The 15575-nt window shown below is 69.4% G+C and carries 14 protein-coding genes; 5 read left to right on the top strand and 9 right to left on the bottom strand.

Annotated features, from left to right (window positions below; translation table 11 throughout):
- Positions 1 to 161: 161 nt before the first annotated feature.
- Positions 162 to 929 carry a transposase gene (locus ACFVYE_RS18970; RefSeq protein ID WP_383977694.1) on the top strand — a complete coding sequence of 256 codons (768 nt, stop codon included), beginning with the start codon at positions 162 to 164 and terminating at the stop codon, positions 927 to 929.
- A gap of 576 nt (positions 930 to 1505) precedes the next feature.
- On the opposite strand, the gene ACFVYE_RS18965 is transcribed toward ACFVYE_RS18970, so the two are convergent.
- Together ACFVYE_RS18965 and ACFVYE_RS18960 are read right to left on the bottom strand one after the other, a co-directional pair.
- Entirely contained in the window at positions 1506 to 1982 is a 477-nt protein-coding gene (locus tag ACFVYE_RS18965) for an ATP-binding protein (RefSeq protein WP_389606468.1), read from the bottom strand.
- Between the two features lie 38 nt (positions 1983 to 2020).
- On the bottom strand, positions 2021 to 2680 hold the full coding sequence (locus tag ACFVYE_RS18960) for a pirin-like C-terminal cupin domain-containing protein (protein WP_383967462.1): 660 nt from the start codon (positions 2678 to 2680) through the stop codon (positions 2021 to 2023).
- Positions 2681 to 3024: 344 nt separating this feature from the next.
- Here ACFVYE_RS18960 and ACFVYE_RS18955 point away from each other — a divergent pair, with 344 nt between their 5' ends.
- A complete protein-coding gene (locus tag ACFVYE_RS18955; RefSeq protein ID WP_389606466.1) occupies positions 3025 to 3681 on the top strand; it encodes an isochorismatase family protein in 657 nt (218 codons plus the stop codon).
- A 353-nt stretch (positions 3682 to 4034) separates the two neighbouring features.
- On the opposite strand, the gene ACFVYE_RS18950 is transcribed toward ACFVYE_RS18955, so the two are convergent.
- Entirely contained in the window at positions 4035 to 4325 is a 291-nt protein-coding gene (locus tag ACFVYE_RS18950) for a DUF4262 domain-containing protein (protein WP_389606464.1), read from the bottom strand.
- 299 nt (positions 4326 to 4624) lie between these two features.
- Between ACFVYE_RS18950 and ACFVYE_RS18945 the strand changes: the two genes are divergently transcribed.
- Positions 4625 to 5041: a MarR family winged helix-turn-helix transcriptional regulator gene (locus ACFVYE_RS18945; RefSeq protein WP_389606462.1), complete on the top strand. Its 417-nt coding sequence runs from the start codon at positions 4625 to 4627 to the stop codon at positions 5039 to 5041.
- Positions 5042 to 5578: 537 nt separating this feature from the next.
- Here ACFVYE_RS18945 and ACFVYE_RS18940 read toward each other — a convergent pair.
- Positions 5579 to 6784 (bottom strand): erythromycin esterase family protein, encoded by a 1206-nt coding sequence (locus ACFVYE_RS18940; RefSeq protein WP_383975990.1) that lies wholly within the window; start codon positions 6782 to 6784, stop codon positions 5579 to 5581.
- 58 nt (positions 6785 to 6842) lie between these two features.
- On the opposite strand from ACFVYE_RS18940, the gene ACFVYE_RS18935 reads away from it, so the two are divergent.
- Positions 6843 to 7586: a TioE family transcriptional regulator gene (locus tag ACFVYE_RS18935; protein ID WP_383975988.1), complete on the top strand. Its 744-nt coding sequence runs from the start codon at positions 6843 to 6845 to the stop codon at positions 7584 to 7586.
- Between the two features lie 223 nt (positions 7587 to 7809).
- Here the strand turns inward: ACFVYE_RS18935 and ACFVYE_RS18930 are convergent, their stop codons facing one another.
- A complete protein-coding gene (locus ACFVYE_RS18930) occupies positions 7810 to 9024 on the bottom strand; it encodes an aromatic acid exporter family protein (protein WP_389606459.1) in 1215 nt (404 codons plus the stop codon).
- A 287-nt stretch (positions 9025 to 9311) separates the two neighbouring features.
- Here ACFVYE_RS18930 and ACFVYE_RS18925 point away from each other — a divergent pair, with 287 nt between their 5' ends.
- Positions 9312 to 12515, top strand: a complete 3204-nt coding sequence (locus tag ACFVYE_RS18925) for an alpha-L-rhamnosidase (RefSeq protein WP_383975985.1) — start codon at positions 9312 to 9314, stop codon at positions 12513 to 12515.
- 225 nt (positions 12516 to 12740) lie between these two features.
- Here ACFVYE_RS18925 and ACFVYE_RS18920 read toward each other — a convergent pair whose 3' ends face one another.
- The 4 genes from ACFVYE_RS18920 to ACFVYE_RS18905 all read right to left on the bottom strand — a co-directional run bounded on the left by ACFVYE_RS18920 (position 12741) and on the right by ACFVYE_RS18905 (position 15570).
- Positions 12741 to 13268, bottom strand: coding sequence for a flavin reductase family protein (locus ACFVYE_RS18920; RefSeq protein ID WP_383975982.1), 528 nt, complete (start codon positions 13266 to 13268; stop codon positions 12741 to 12743).
- A 102-nt stretch (positions 13269 to 13370) separates the two neighbouring features.
- Complete coding sequence (locus tag ACFVYE_RS18915) at positions 13371 to 13679, bottom strand: serine aminopeptidase domain-containing protein (RefSeq protein WP_383975980.1); 309 nt, start codon at positions 13677 to 13679, stop codon at positions 13371 to 13373.
- Between the two features lie 1015 nt (positions 13680 to 14694).
- Entirely contained in the window at positions 14695 to 14958 is a 264-nt protein-coding gene (locus ACFVYE_RS18910; protein WP_383975978.1) for a hypothetical protein, read from the bottom strand.
- Positions 14959 to 14976: 18 nt separating this feature from the next.
- Positions 14977 to 15570 (bottom strand): DsbA family protein, encoded by a 594-nt coding sequence (locus ACFVYE_RS18905; RefSeq protein WP_389606456.1) that lies wholly within the window; start codon positions 15568 to 15570, stop codon positions 14977 to 14979.
- Positions 15571 to 15575: the final 5 nt, after the last annotated feature.

Genomic DNA, 15575 nt, shown 5'->3' with positions numbered 1-15575 from the left:
CGAGCGGCATCGGCCGCGATCTGGCCCCGGCAAGGCGTGCGTCGTACAGCCGCGGCGCCGGATGGCGGCATGCGGTACGCGTACGTGCAGAAGGGCAACTGAGCAGATCAGTTGGCGCGCGATGCCGACTTGGGCGCCCAGTCACATGAGATGATCTTGGTGTGGCTGGTGTGATCACGGCGTCGGAGTCGTCTTGGATAGCCCCGTTCACTGGGCTGAGCCCGCGCAACTTCGGCAAGCTGGTGACCGCGCTGCGTCGTGAAGGTGCAGATCCGGTCCGCAAGGGTCGCCCGTGGGCTCTGCCGCTGGAGGACCGGGTACTGCTCGTGGCGGCCTACTGGCGCACGAACTTGACGATGCGCCAACTCGCTCCGCTCTTCGGTATCTCGAAGTCCGCGGCCGACCGCGTCATCGACCACCTTGGCCCATCGCTCGCGCTCCAGCCACGCAAGCGGTTCCGCAAGGACACCGTGCTCATCGTGGACGGCACCCTGGTGCCTACCCGCGACCACGTGATCGCCGCGCAATCCAAGAACTACAGGTACTCCACCAACCACCAGGTCGTCATCGACGCCGACACCCGGCTCGTCGTGATGGTCGGCCGCCCCCTGCCCGGCAACCGCAACGACTGCAAGGCGTGGGAGGAGTCCGGCGCGAAGGCTGCCGTCGGCAAGACGATGACGATCGCCGACGGCGGCTATCCGGGCACCGGGCTCGTGATGCCCCACCGCCGCCGCAAAGGCGAAGAACTGCCCGGCTGGAAACAGGCCCACAACAAGTCCCACAAACAGGTCCGCGCCCGCGTCGAGCACGTCTTCGCCCGCATGAAGACCTGGAAGATCCTCCGCGACTGCCGCCTCAAAGGCGATGGCGTCCACCACGCCATGCTCGGCATCGCCCGCCTGCACAACCTCAACCTCGCCGGATAGGCGAGCAGTCGCACTGATCACCGAGCACGCCGCACCAGTCAGAGATCATTTACGGGACAAGCCTTAGGCGGACTCGACGGTCACCGGCCCCATGCAGCGGGTTTGATGTCCTGTCAGTCTCTGCGCGTGAGCGCGGGCGCGTTCCGTGACATCGAGGGCCGGTCAGGCGCCCTGTCCCCATCGAGTCCGCGCGGTGAGCAGATGGTCGACCCCTGGAGGTGGATCGGAGCGGGCGCAGGCCTCCATCGCCCGATCCCCCGGGTCCGTCGGCAACGGCCGGCCGGGCCCGGTCCCCAAGGGCGACGCGCCCGGCTGCGAGCCACTCCCCACCCCGGCGCCCGCCGTCAGTGTTGCAGACCCGCGATGACACCGTGGCGCAAGGTCCTTGCGGCCCTGAACAGTCCTGAGAGCCCGAACCGGGCAGAAAGTCCTGGCACGCGGTGTGGCCGACCTCGCCCTGCCCCACGGTGGCAGGAACGCTGACCTGCCGGCCTCCGGGGACGTCACCCACATCACCGCTGCCAGCCGGCCGAATGCGCCTCACCGCAGGATTCCGCCACCGGTTGGGTCCGCCGCTCATGGCGGGGCGACCTCCACCCACCGCACGAAACGGCCCTCGCCACGCTGTCCGGCGCCACGCGCGCAGGCGAGTGCGTCCATCACCTGTGTGCCGCGACCGTGCTCCAGCGCAGGGCGCTCGGGGCGGACCGCCGCCGGGCCGCCGTCGGTGACCTCCACACGCACCATCGACCGTCCGTCACGGGAGAACATCTGCCAGGTGATACCGAGGTCCGGCAGGGCGTAGCAGACGGCGTTGGTCACCAGCTCGGAGACGACCACCTCCACCCGGGCGCCATAGTCCCCGCTCAGGCCCCAACGGTTCAGCAGGCACCGGGTCAACCGCCGAGCCCGGGCCGGCGAGGAGACCGAGTGCGGGAGCGGACAGGTGAGCGACCGCGACGGCTGGATGGCGGCCGGGCGGCCGGCTCGGCTCTCCCTGCTACTGCCGCAGGCAGCGGTCCCGCCCTTCTCACGGACCGGCTGCTCCGGCATTCCGGCTCGATTCGGGCTCCTCTTGCTCTTCATCGTTCTCACAACACGTCATGTACAGGGTCCGACTCGGCGGGGATCGACCCCAGCCGCCCGGCCCGGTCGTCCTCGGACGCCTTGTACAGCTCCTGCCGAGTGTTCATCACGAACGGGCCGCAGACGGCGACCGGCTCCCTGGGCGGCTTACCAACGAGCACCAGCACCTCCGATTGGGGGCTGCGGCTGTCCTGTTCGGCGGCAGCCGCGACCGTGACCACGCCGCAGCCCCCGTACACGGCGATCTGTCCCTTGCGGGCGGGACGCGGTCCCGCGCCCACTGACCCCGAGCCGGGCAGCGCACACGCCGGCGCATTGAAGTCCGGCCGCCACGGCGGCCGCAACCGGGCGCCGCGCGACGGGTACACATGCGCAAGCGAGATCGGCGCGCGGGTGATGCCCGGGCCCGTGCGCCCGCCCATCTCGCCGGCGATCACCCGCGGCAGCGCGCCACCGTCCGCGGAGCTGAGTGGTGCCGCCTCGCCCCGGCGGATGTCCCCATAGCGAGGCGGGGCCGTCTTCAGCCGGGACGGCAGGTTCACCCACCACCGGACACCGTGGAACAGGCCCGCCGAAACCTCCCGCACCTCCCGCTCCACCACTGCGGGGGCCGCTTCCGTGACCATTGGCAGGACCAGGATGTCGTCCACGGTGATCGCCGGCATAACGACCTCTTCCTTCGTCGGATGTTCCTCCCTCACGAACGATGATTGCGCAAGCAATATTTCTCGTCGTGCGGAGCCCACCCTGCCGCACCGACACGGTGCTGATCACGGGCACAGACGACGAGCCGACCGGCGGCGCGAGACCTCACAAGCCCACCAACCCGGGAAATGCCCAGCTCAGACGCCCAACTCAGAGGGCGGAGCGCCCCGGGAATATGCCCGCCCGCACGGCGGTTTAGATGCTTGCGCAACCATTTATAGGCGCAACGGGCCGAGTGCAAGGCCCCGGCGCACCAGCGCCCGAGCCACTCCCCCGGACCGACACACATACATGTGGAGACGACATGACCACCGAGAACAGCTACCCGACGAACCGGCTTACGCCCGAGAACACGGGCATCCTGCTCGTCGACCACCAAGCGGGCCTGATCCTGGGCGTGCAGGACCACGACCAGAACGAGGTCCGGCGCAACGCCCAGGCGCTCGCCCGGGCCGCCAAGGTCTTCGGCCTGCCGATCGTCGCCACCACCTCGGCGTCGCAGGGTCCCAACGGGCCGCTGCTGCCCGAGCTGGTCGCCGAACTGCCCGCCGACGCACCGGTCATCCACCGCAACGGCGAGGTCGACGCATTCGACGACCCGACGTTCGAGCAGGCCGTGCGCGCCATGGGCAGGCCCAACCTGATCGTCGCCGGCGTGATCACCGACGTGTGCCTGATGTTCGCCTCGCTGTCAGCCAAGGCACGCGGCTACAACGTCCACGCGGTCTTCGACGCCTCCGGCACCACCAACGTCCTCGCCCGGGAGACCTCCCTGCTCCGGCTCCAGGAGGCAGGCATCACCCTCAACAGCACGGTCGGCGTCATCTCCGAACTGCTGAGGGACTGGAAGACCCCGGGCGGCGCCGGCACCGCTGAGATCTTCAGCCAGCTCGCCATGCCGTTCTATGGTGCGGTGACGGCCGGCCACGCAGCCGCCAGCGCTACGCCCGCCCAGGCGTAAAGCCCCCTCCCGGGCCCGGTCGCAGCCACGACCGGGCCCGGCCACAACGTGGCTTCGTTCACCTCTGATGGTTCTGGCTCAGCTCTTGTGGTGCCGACACGGTGAGTGACGGCTGGAGCCTTCTGGGCGGCACGGGAAGTTGCCCGAAATCACCCCGTGGGCGAGGTAGTTGGGCTGATATTTCGGGGCCGTGGAAGAGATCGTGCTCCGGCTGGAGGAGCTGTTGTTCCCTTCGATCGCGGACGTCGTCGCGGTTGCTGTCGGTGGACGTGAATATCGAGATACTGCGTGTGACGCGCAATGCACTGCGGCAGGCGCCGCCTGCCGAGGATCCGGACATGGTCCAGCCGGGTTCACGGTTTCCACCTGCGGTTTCCCGCCGATGTTCCCAGTGCCGGACGAAGCGTTGTACCCAGGTTGCGGGTCCGCCGGTTCACCTGCGGGAACAAGGAGATCGCTCCTCCGAAGAACGCCCGATGCCGACGGAGATCGGCGTCCTTGAGGACAATCGGTAACTCCGCAATGACATCGTGGTGTTCCTGGCCGCTTTCCAGCACAGCTCCCGCCGCAGCCTTGCGCCCAAGAGTGTTGAGCAGCTCGCGCATCGTCTGGATGTCCAGCCCGAACTTGGCCAGCTCAGGCACTCTTGAGGCACGGCACGGCATGGCGTGTGCTTGCTCGCGTTGTACGCCGCCCGGTCGGCGACCCTGTACACCCCAGCGGGGCGGCATGCCGATCGAACCGTAGGCCGCCTCCGGCACCAGCCGTCCCATCGCCCGCAACAGCAGGAACGCGCTCCCCCGCCCGCCATGGGTGGGTCCGACATCCGTGCCACCTGTCTGGCAGAATGATGCATACGCATGCAAGGAGGAGGCGGACGATGCCGCGGACCGGATCTGCGAGCAGCTCCCGGGCGTTCAAAGTCGGGGTGTGGCGGTCACTGATGGAGGTTCACAACTCCGTGCTCCGCGAGATCGAGCATGAGCTCGCGGAACGCCATCGCCTCTCGATCAGCGAGTTCGACACCCTGGTGAACATCCCGCTCGACGGCACGCGCCTGCGCGAACTCAAGGACCGGGTGGTCCTGACGCAGAGCGCGGTCAGTCGCTTGTGCGACAGGCTGGCCGACCGCGGCCTTGTCACACGCTCACGGCTGGAAGAGGACATGCGTGGCGCAATGATCCATCTCACCGACGCAGGGCGGAAACTGCTCCGCAACGCTGCCCGTACCAATGCCGAGGTGGTGGAAAGGGCGTTCGCCGACCGGCTGACACAGACCCAGCTGGACTCGCTGCGTGAAATCCTCGACCAGCTGAGCACGGAGCAGGGCCGCCCGACGGGTTGCGACATCACCGGGTGACGTTGCGGCGGGAAGCAAACCGGTGCTCCCGGGCTCTCTCCCTCCGTACTCATCCGGGTGTGGCCGCCTGGAGGGCCCGTTCCGGACTGCTCACGGAACTGCAGCAACAGCCTCGACAGTGGTGCGGCGCGCGCGACAAGCACGTCGACAACTTCCGGCGGCCTGTCTGCTCTCCACGCTTGCGAGCTGCGGCCGCCTCCTTCGCGATTCGGGGTTTCCCCACGCCCGGCGCTCCACGAGTCCGATGATCCTGAAGATCGCTGAGGTGGCCGATTCAAGGGGCAGGATCTCACCGGCACCCAAGACCACACGTGTCAGGCGATGTTTTTTGACGTCTGGGCGCTGATGGCGACCGTGCCGGCCCGTACCAAGTTCGTGTATGCCCGGGCTTCAAGCCGTCGCCGGAGGCCATCACGGAGGTCACCAACCTGCTGGCACCTGGGGCGCCCGGCGCTGAGCGGTCGTATGCGCTGTTGATGGCCGGGACGCCTCCCGCACATCCGAGGCGCCCCGACAGGCCGGCTGCTGATGCCGGCATTAGCTGCGCGGTACGTCCTTGACGAACACGATCCCGTCGTTTCCGGCCAGGTGGGCCGGGTCAAGTGGGGAGTAGCCGTAGTAGGGGGACACGCGGGAGGCGGGCCGCGTGTCGCCGAGGGCGGTGGCCAGCCGGGGGGCGTCGACGACATAGCGGTCCTCCGGGAGCGCGTACAGGAGTCCTTCGACGGTGTCCGGTGGCGGGGTGTCCACTCCCTGGTGCCGGATCGTGCCGAGGGCCGTGGCCAGGAAGGCATACTCCTCGCCCAGATGGGCGCTCACGAGCGCGCCGGCGCTCCACCACTCCAGCAGCGGCTGGTCCCACATGCGCATCGTGCTCTTGTCTCGCTGGAGATGGCTGTTGTGGGCGTGGCCCAGAGTCGGGTTCCGTTCGGCGACGGCGAGGAGGTTGTCGGCCATCATCGAGTCCCGCAGCCCGATCAGCCGCGTCATGCGGGCCGGTGAGGTATCGGCCATCCAGAAGTGGTAGCGCAGCAGGCCGGTGGCGGTGCGCCCGTACAGGCGCGCCCGGTCCCAGTCGTCCCGCGAGGTCGCCGTGATCAGGTACGGCGCCTGCGCGTCCAGCAGCGCCACCAGATCATCGGCGAGCAGCCGCAGCTCCCTGGCCTCGGCCGACTGCCCCACGGACTCGGCCGGGTCCATCATCGCGGCGGGATTGGTCCACCGGTCGTCGGCGCCGAGCAGGCGGTCGAGGGTATCCGCGGTGCACGGGAGCAGATCCGCGTCCACCCGGGCCGATAGGCAGCCGTGGAGTGCGGTGAGGACCTGCCGGGGGCTCGCGGCGCCGGTGATCTCCAGCGGGCCGTCGAAACCGGCGAAGCGGAGCCGCTCGGACGCGGGCCGGCCGTCGTTGTGGGCGCGCATCCAGCGCACAAGCTCGCGGTTGGCCGCGGAGGTGCCCCAGCCATGGCTGAATCCGTGCTCCATGACCTCGTCGAGAGTGCCCGTGCCCGAGGTGACGTAGTCGTCCACGACCAGGCCCATCATGCAGTCGCTCTCGATCGCGATCGTCCGGTAGCCCTCCTGCTCGACGAGCTGCCGGAAGAGCTCGTTGCGCAGGTCGAGCAGGGTTTCCTCGCCGTGAGTTGGCTCGCCCAGGGCGAGCAGCCGGGGCCGGGCGGGGAGCAGCCTCATGAGGGCGGCGGCGTCGACGGCATGGGCGACGTCCTTGATGTCTGTAGCCATGCATTCAACGGTATCGTTGAACCTTCGGTTGAAACTTCTCCGCGATATCGTCAGTCCCATGGGGAAAAACCTTCAAAACGGCGAGCGACTCAGGCCGATTGATCTGGCGCGCGGGCACGGTCTGTCCACGCAGGCAATCAGGAACTACGAGGAGGCCGGCATCCTTCCGGCCGCCGGTCGCACACCCCACGGCTACCGCACCTACACCTCGCTGCACGCGGGAGCCCTGCGCGCGTTTCTTGCCCTGGTGCCCGGCCACGGCCACCGGACAGCGACGTCGATCATGCGGGCCGTGAACCAGGGCACGGTCGATGGGGCGTTCCGCCTCATCGACGAGAGCCACGCCCAACTGCTCGACGACCGGCAGACCCTCCAGGCCGTGGAGAGCGCCCTCCGCGACCTGGAGCCCACCACGGCGCCCGGGCTCGGTGTGGGGTCCGAGCCAGTGTCCGGGCCCGGCGGCACGTTCATCGGGCCGCTGGCGGGGAAGCTCGGAATCCGGCCCGCGACGCTGCGCAAATGGGAGCGCGCCGGGCTGGTGCGCCCGCGCCGCGACCCGCTGACCGGGTACCGCGTCTACGACGAGGCCGACGTACGGGACGCCCGGCTGGCCCACCAGCTCAGGCGGGGCGGCTACCTGCTGGAGCAGATCGCCCCGCTGATCACCCAGGTACGGGCGGCCGGCGGGCTGGAGCCGCTGGAGGCCGCACTGTGCGACTGGCGCGGCCGGCTGTCCGCCCGCGGGCGGGCGATGCTGACCGGGGCCGCCGAGCTGGAGGCGTACCTCCGCGAGCGCGAATGAGGCTTCGGCCGCCGGCCGAAGAGAACAAGGGTCACCAACGGTTCCGTCCCGGCTGACCCGTCCGCCGATGTCGGCCTGGTCCTGGGCTGAGCCTTACCCCCCGAAGTTGCAGCGCAGCGCCGACGCCCAGGACGCCCAATTCCGAGTGGAGTACCGCCGCCGCTTCCACAAGCCGCCTGGCGCCGTGCCGCGCAGGACACGTCCTCGAACTGTGCCCGGAGGGTCAGATCCTGCCGGCATGGTCCAGATCGACCAGGAGACGCTCCACGTCGGTCATAAGGGATCCGTAGACATGCCAGGCACCCGGCTTGACCAAAGCGCCCCGGCCGATGAGGTCGGTCATGGTGTCGTGCCACGCCCGGGCACGGTCGATTGCCGCACGCAGTCCCTCACGGGCTTCCGCCGGGCAGGCTGCGCCGTCGACCTCGACGAACGCCTCGACTGCCTGCCCTGCCAACTTGAGCATCTCCGCGTACCGATCGAGGAACTGCTGTCCCAGGTGGTGGTCGGTGTGGGTGTCGTCCACATTGTCGGCCAGCGTTCGAGCAATTCCGCGGACCTGGAGAGATACGCCATGCAATGTGCTGAGCATGTCACCGTAAGTCACAGGCCGGCGCTGCGGATGCACCGCCCAGCAGGTGTTCCAGCGCAGACTCTCCTGCCCCTGTTGCACACGCTCGCGCGCGTCCGCGACCCGCCGCCCCAGACCCCTCCCGTCCTCCACCCAGCCGTGCGCGCGGGCGGCATGCTGCCGGTCCCTCAGCCCGTGGCCCATGTCGCGCAGCAATGCCCCCATGACCCGGGCGAGGTCTCGAACCGCGTCATCGGATTCGTCCAGATGTATCGGCGGCATGATCAGCGCGTTCACCGCAACGCCCATCACCGCGCCGCTCAGTGCCGCGATCGCCGTCAGAACGACGTGCCCGACCGGAGCCGCGGCCGCGGCGGTGAGCGTGAGAACCGCCGTCGATGCGACCTGGAGCCGGTCGTCGGAAGCTCGGCTCCCGGCCGCCACCAAGGCGATCCCCACGATGCCCGCGATACTCCCGGCGGTGGATCCCAGCAGCCAAACGGTGCCGAGAGCCAGCAGCACTCCTGCCGCACGGGTGGCCATGCTCCGCGCGGCCTGTGTCACAGAGCGGTACACCGTCGAGGCATTGACCATGAGCAATGCGGTGGCAACAGCCACGTAGGGTCGCTCCCCCGGCATCCAGAAAGTGGCGAACTCCCAGGCGAGCAGCGCCGCGATCAGGTTCTTGGCGCCGTGCACCAGGGCATGCCGCCCCCAACTGCGGCGGGTCGCTTCGACGAGTCGCATCAGCGGCGGCCGCAGGCCCAGTGACGATGGCGCCCGGCCTTGCCGCCGAGCAATGGTTGAAAATTGCACAATCCACAGAGTGGCACACTTTGCCCGGTTTGAGTGAGTGGTGTCCCCCACAGCAACTCGAGCCGGCCAACCAGCCAACAGGCCGACCACGCCGCCCCCACCGCGCCGTAGCGACCACCTCGCTGCACCGCACCAGCCGGGGACACGGAAGCCCAACATCGAATTGAAAGCGTTCAATTCTCGGTCGGCGCCGGCCGATTGAGCAGACCTCATCCATTTCCACTGGTCGCCCTGGTGCGGCCGGGGAAAAGGCTCGCACGCTCGTTGACGCACACCTCACACACCCCTACGTTCTGTTCTCATCGTGAATCGATTCACCAATACCGCTAGGGGTCGCTGTGATCAGTAGAAGGAACATCCTCGCGGGCGCCGCAGCCACGGTGGGCGCCGTGGCTGCCGGAGCCGGGCCGACCGTGGCCGCACCCGCGCCTGCCGCGGGACATGCGGGCAAGAGTGCCTTGCGGATCACCTCTCCGACTGTCGAGTACGTCCAGCAACCATTGGGCCTGGACACGACCCGTCCGCGCCTGAGCTGGCCGATGGCCTCGACCGGACCGGGGCAGCGACAGAGCGCCTACCAGGTGCGTGTCGCCTCGAGCGCTGCCGGACTGTCCCACCCGGACGTGTGGGACAGCGGCAAGGTCGTCTCGGGCGATTCCGTCCTCGTCCCGTACGCCGGCCCCCGGCTCAGGCCCCGTACACGCTACTTCTGGTCGGTGCGGGTATGGGATGCCGACGGCGGCGTCTCGGAGTGGAGCGCGGCGTCGTGGTGGGAGACCGCCCTGATGGACGCGTCGCAGTGGTCAGCGAAGTGGATCTCCGCTCCCGCGGCCCTCACGGACGCCCCGTCCCTGGAAGGCAGTTCGTGGATCTGGTTTCCCGAGGGCGAGCCCGCGAACAGCGCTCCGGCGGCCACCCGGTGGTTCCGCCGTACCGTCGACCTTCCGAACGGCATCACCGCGGCCACGCTGGCCATCACCGCGGACAACGTCTACGCCGTCTCCCTCAACGGCTCCGAGATGGCGCACACCGACCTGGAGACGGACCAGGAGGGCTGGCGTCGCCCGGCCGTCATCGACGTCCTCGACCACATACGCTCCGGCAACAACACCCTGGCGGTCGCCGCGACCAACGCCACGGCCGGGCCGGCAGGCCTGATCTGTGTGCTGGTCCTCACCACCGCCTCCGGCGAGAAGAAGATATTCACCGACGCCTTGTGGAAGTCCACGGACCGGAATCCGGCCGACGGATGGTGCGAGCCGGACTTCGACGACAGCGGGTGGCAGGCGGCAAAGGTGGCCGCCGCGTGGGGAGCCGGTCCCTGGGGCCGCGTCGTGCCGGTCGCGTCCGCCGCGAACCAACTGCGCCACGAGTTCCGGCTGCCGCACAAGAAGGTGAGCCGCGCCCGGCTTTATGCCACGGCTCTCGGCCTGTACGAGGCTCATCTCAACGGCCGCCGCGTGGGATGCGATCAGCTCGCCCCGGGCTGGACCGACTACCGCAAGCGCGTGCAGTACCAGACCTTCGACGTCACCAGCTCCGTCCGGCCGGGCACCAACGCGCTCGCCGCCTACCTGGCCCCTGGCTGGTACGCGGGCAATGTCGGCATGTTCGGTGCGCATCAGTACGGCGAACGCCCTGCCCTCCTGGCTCAGTTGGAGATCGAGTACGCCGATGGGACAAACGAACGCATCACGTCCGGGCCGGACTGGCGTGCCGCCTCGGGACCGATCATCTCCGCCGACCTGCAGTCCGGCGAGACCTACGACGCGCGGAAGGAGACGGCAGGGTGGACCTCACCCGGTTACGACGACCGGTCGTGGCTCGCGGTACGCGGCGCCGACAACGATGTCTCCGGGCAGATCGTCGCGCAGGTGGACGGTCCCGTGCGCATAGCGAAAGAACTCCCCGCCGAGAAGTTCACCGAGCCCGAACCGGGTGTCTTCGTCTTCGACCTGGGTCAGAACATGGTCGGCTCCGTGCGACTGCGCGTGTCCGGCGACGCCGGCACCACGGTGCGGTTGCGGCACGCGGAGGTCCTCAATCCCGACGGCACGATCTACACGGCGAACCTGCGGACGGCCGCCGCGACAGACACGTACACCCTCAAGGGGCATGGTGAGGAGACATACGAGCCGCGTTTCACCTTCCACGGGTTCCGCTACGTCGAAGTGACCGGGTTCCCCGGAAAGCCGTCGACGAGGTCGGTGACCGGACGGGTCATGCACACCTCCGCGCCGTTCACGTTCGAGTTCGAGACGAACGTGCCGATGCTCAACAAACTGCACAACAACATCACTTGGGGGCAGCGCGGCAACTTCCTCTCCGTCCCGACGGACACCCCCGCCCGTGACGAGCGGCTGGGCTGGACGGGCGACATCAACGTCTTCGCGCCCACGGCCGCCTACACGATGGAGTCGGCCCGCTTCCTCACCAAGTGGCTGGTCGATCTCCGTGACGCGCAGACGTCGGAGGGCGCGTTCACGGACGTGGCACCCATGGCCGGCACCATCGGCAACGGCGTCGCGGGCTGGGGGGACGCGGGTGTAACGGTCCCCTGGGCCCTGTATCAGGCGTACGGCGACCGGCAGGTCCTCGCCGACGCGTGGCCGTCCGTCCAGGCCTGGCTGAACTATCTGGAGAGGCACAGCTATGGGCTTCTACGGCCTGCCGACGGATACGGCGACTGGCTGAACGTGTCGGACGAGACGCCCAAGGACGTGATCGCGACCGCCTACTTCGCGCACAGCGCCGACCTGGGGGCGCGGTTCGCAACGGAGCTGGGCAAGGATCCCGCACCCTGCGCCGACCTCTTCGCACGCGTACGCAAGGCGTTCCAGAGTGCGTACGTCGCGTCCGACGGCAAGGTGCAGGGCGACACGCAGACGGCCTACGTCCTCGCACTGTCCATGAACCTGGTGCCGGATACCTTGCGCAAGGCGGCAGCCGATCGTCTCGTGGCCCTCATCGAGGCGAAGGACTGGCACCTGTCGACGGGTTTCCTCGGCACTCCGCGGCTGCTGCCCGTCCTCACCGACACCGGTCACACCGATGTCGCCTACCGGCTGTTGCATCAGCGCACCTTTCCCAGCTGGGGCTATCAGATCGACAGGGGTGCGACGACCATGTGGGAGCGCTGGGACTCCATCCAGCCGGACGGCGGTTTCCAGACCCCGGCGATGAACTCCTTCAACCACTACGCCTACGGCTCGGTGGGTGAGTGGATGTATGCCAACATCGCCGGAATCGCCGCGGGCCGGGCCGGCTACCGGCAGGTCGTCATCCGGCCCCGCCCCGGTGGGGACGTCACCTCCGTCCAGGCCACGTTCGCTTCCCCCTACGGTCCGGTGTCCACCCGCTGGCAGCAGCGGTCCGGCGGCTTCACGCTGTCGTGCAGCCTGCCGCCCAACACCACCGCCGAGGTGTGGATTCCCACGAACCGCCCCGACCGTGTCGAGCGCACGCACGGGACGTTCGTACGCGCGGAGGACGGCTGCGCGGTGTTCGAGGTCGGTTCGGGAACGCACAGCTTCGCTGTGTGACAGGTGGGCAGTCCGCCCTTCGGCCCGGAGGTGCTGAGGCCCGGAGTGCGGACCGCTCCACTGCGGGCGAGGCTCGGACACCGGGCCGGCGCATCGGCGTACCGGCCTGCGCTCGGCCGAGCGCAGGATCAGGAGGGCTCGGACGCACCTGCGTACGGGTTGCGTCGTGGCCTGCCTCGAGGACCGGTCTGAACCGCCTGCTGTCCGGCCCCTGGGGCACCCGGATCATTCAGATGTCGGCGCGGGCAGCCGATGTGCTGCGGCGAACGCCCCGTCGTGGTGCACAAGTGCCGCCGTGTCCTGGTGGATGGCGCCGGATTCGACCTCGCCGACGACGAGGAGATGGTCACCGACGCGCTGGCGCAGGGTCACTCGGGCGGTGAGCCAGGCGGGGGCGTCGTCGAGGACGGGGAGACCGTCGTCGTACGGCGTCCAGGCCACGCCGTCGAAGCGGTTGATGCCGCTGCGCGCGAACTGTTGTGCCAGCGCGGCGTTGTGCGTGCCGAGTACGTGGACGGCGAACCGGTCGGCGTCGTGCACGGCCTGCGCAGCGGATGCGCCGAGTCCCACGTAGAAGGAGACGAGTGGCGGTTGAAGGGACACCGAGGTGAACGAGGTGGCCGTGAACCCTGCGGGGCCGGGGACGGTGATCACCGTGACCCCGGCTGCGTGGCGGCGCAGTGTGCGGCGGAGTATCTCGTCGGTGGCGGGTGTAGCGGGTGCTTCTGCGGGGTGGTCGGTGGAGATGGTCATGCCGGTTCCCTTCGTGTGGTGGGGCGCCGGAGCCCCGCCGGAGTGGGCGGCGGGGCCCCGCTCATGAGGCGTCGTGTGCGCTGGTCCGGTGACGGGGCAGCGTCAGGTCCTGGGGTCTGCGTCCATGGCCAGGATCGGACGTAGCCCGGTGTCGGCGCGCAGCCGCTCGAGCCATACGACGATGTGGGCGGCGGTAGTGCGGTGCGAGGCGTCGTTGAGGACGTCGTGCCGGCCCTCGTGCAAGACGCCGAAGGTGGCGCTCGGCAGACGATTTGCGAGGGTGCGGGCCTGTTCGAGGGGTGCCAGCGGGTCGGCGGCGCCGTGCAGGATCAGGGCGGGCAGGTCGGGGTGGGCGTCGCGCAGGAGGTGGTCCGGCACGGGCGTGGAGAACCGGCCGCGTGCGAAGTTCACGGCTTCGGTGGGTTTTTGACGGTGCGTCGGGCAGGCCGTGCGTGCGTCGAGTTCGGGCCAACGCCGGTACGGCGGTGCCCTTCTCGTCGAGCTTGGTCAGGCCCGCGTAGACGAGAGAGAGGGAGTGCACGTCCCAGCCCGCCGAGGAGGTGACGAGGTCCCATGAAGTAGGCAGGTCCCAGCCCCACTTGAGCGTGCCCTGTCCGGTTCCGCCGGCCGATGTGAACTGCCCTCCGCAAGCGGTGAGGGCCAGCGCCGCACCGGCGCCGAGGGAGAGCCCCAGGAAGGATCGGCGGCCGCGCGTTGTCCGCGCCCGGGCGGCGTCGGCGGACGGTGCATGAGAAGGAAGGGAGGGCGGATGCGACATGGGCGTGCACCTTTCTGGGCCGTTTTGGTCGCGTGCAGGCGCGGCCGGGGCCAGTGGGCGCCCGGTCGGCGATGCGGGCGCGGGAAGCGGAGCAGGGCGGGGTGAAGGGCGGGGGGCGAGCGGTGGGGCCGATTGCTGCCGTCGCCGCGGGCCGGCCGGGGACGACGGCGTGCTGGACCACCTGGGGAGAACCGGGGGACCGACAGACCGGGTCTCACTGCCGTGACACGGCACTTGAGAGCCTGAGTGATTCAGCTGCGGCGCTCGGGATGTCGACGTCCGGGGAGCCTGCCACGGCACTCCCCGCCCCGCCGTCGAGCTGCGGCGCGGGAGAGCTACCGCACGTCGAAACGGTGAGCGGACTCGCCTCGGCAGACCCCGAGGGCGGCGGAAGGAACTGTGCCGTCAGTCGGGTCAGCGACAGAGTGCGCTGGAGGTGCGCCGATAGTCCACGTAGCGGCAGACCACGCCGGGGTGCAGCGGATGCATGCCTCGTATCCTCACGTCACGCCGCCGTCATGTCAATGGACACCTGAAGGTGTCTCATTGGCCGAGACCCCGGCGACCTGCATCTTTACCTGAACCGCTGGGGGCTGCGCAGGATTTGACCCCGTGCGGGAAGACCGCCGGCACGCCCAGGTGCTGCGGTCAGGGCAGGGAGCCGGAGCGCAACGCCGGATGACTGCGCGCTTCGTCGGGGTGGAGCCACAACGGCCCGTTGGCCGTCGCGAGTTCGACCGCACCGGGCGGCGGGGCACCCTCGACGGTCAGCAGTTCCAGTTCGGGCCGCGTCAGGCTGCGCCGGCGGGCCATGGCCTCGCACGCGGACAGCCGGGCGGGCGCGGGCAACGGCTCGTCGGCAGCGGCGGCTGCGGCTTGCAGGTACTGCTCCAGGGGGCGCCACCCCGGCACGCAGACCTGTCCGCCCGGTCACTCGAAGAGCAGGGTCGGCAGTGCGTACCGGCACCCCTCCCCCACTTCCTTCACCCGGCCCGGATGGGGACCGGGACCGTCCAGGTCGCGCACCTCACGGATCGGTCTGCGGGTTTCGGCCCAGTCCTCCCGCACGGCGACGCGGGCCGCTTTCATCGCCCGGCCTTCCAGCAGCCGTTCGACATCGAGCCCTTGAACTCCCTTCAGCACACCGGCCATCGTCTGGAGCGAATCCGCGGGTCTGCCGAGGATGAACGTCGTCTCGCGCAGCCTGCGCAGCACATGCTCGGCCACCGACTCCCCCTGCTCCTGTGCCGCCTTGGCGGCGAGCGAAGCCGGCCAGCTCGTCCGTGTCAGCCATTGCAGCCGGGCCGCGTAGGGCGCCCGCGTGTGGGCGGCCACGCCCTTGACGAAGCCCTCGTACCAGCGGGCCTCGGCATCCGGATCTGGCGCGGGGTCGTCGTCCTCGTCGAAGAGGATCCCGAACACGCGGCGCCATTCCAGACGCGGCGAAAGACCCTGTCGCAGCAGTCGGAAGACCGGTTCCGAGCCCCAGGCCCACGGGCATGCGGGATCGGTGTATTCGGTCACGCGCA

Origin of the sequence: Streptomyces sp. NPDC058239 (genome assembly GCF_042882185.1) — a bacterium.
Classification (GTDB): domain Bacteria; phylum Actinomycetota; class Actinomycetes; order Streptomycetales; family Streptomycetaceae; genus Streptomyces.
Note: the sequence above shows the minus strand (reverse complement) of the source record. Positions and strands in the feature narration are given on the sequence as shown.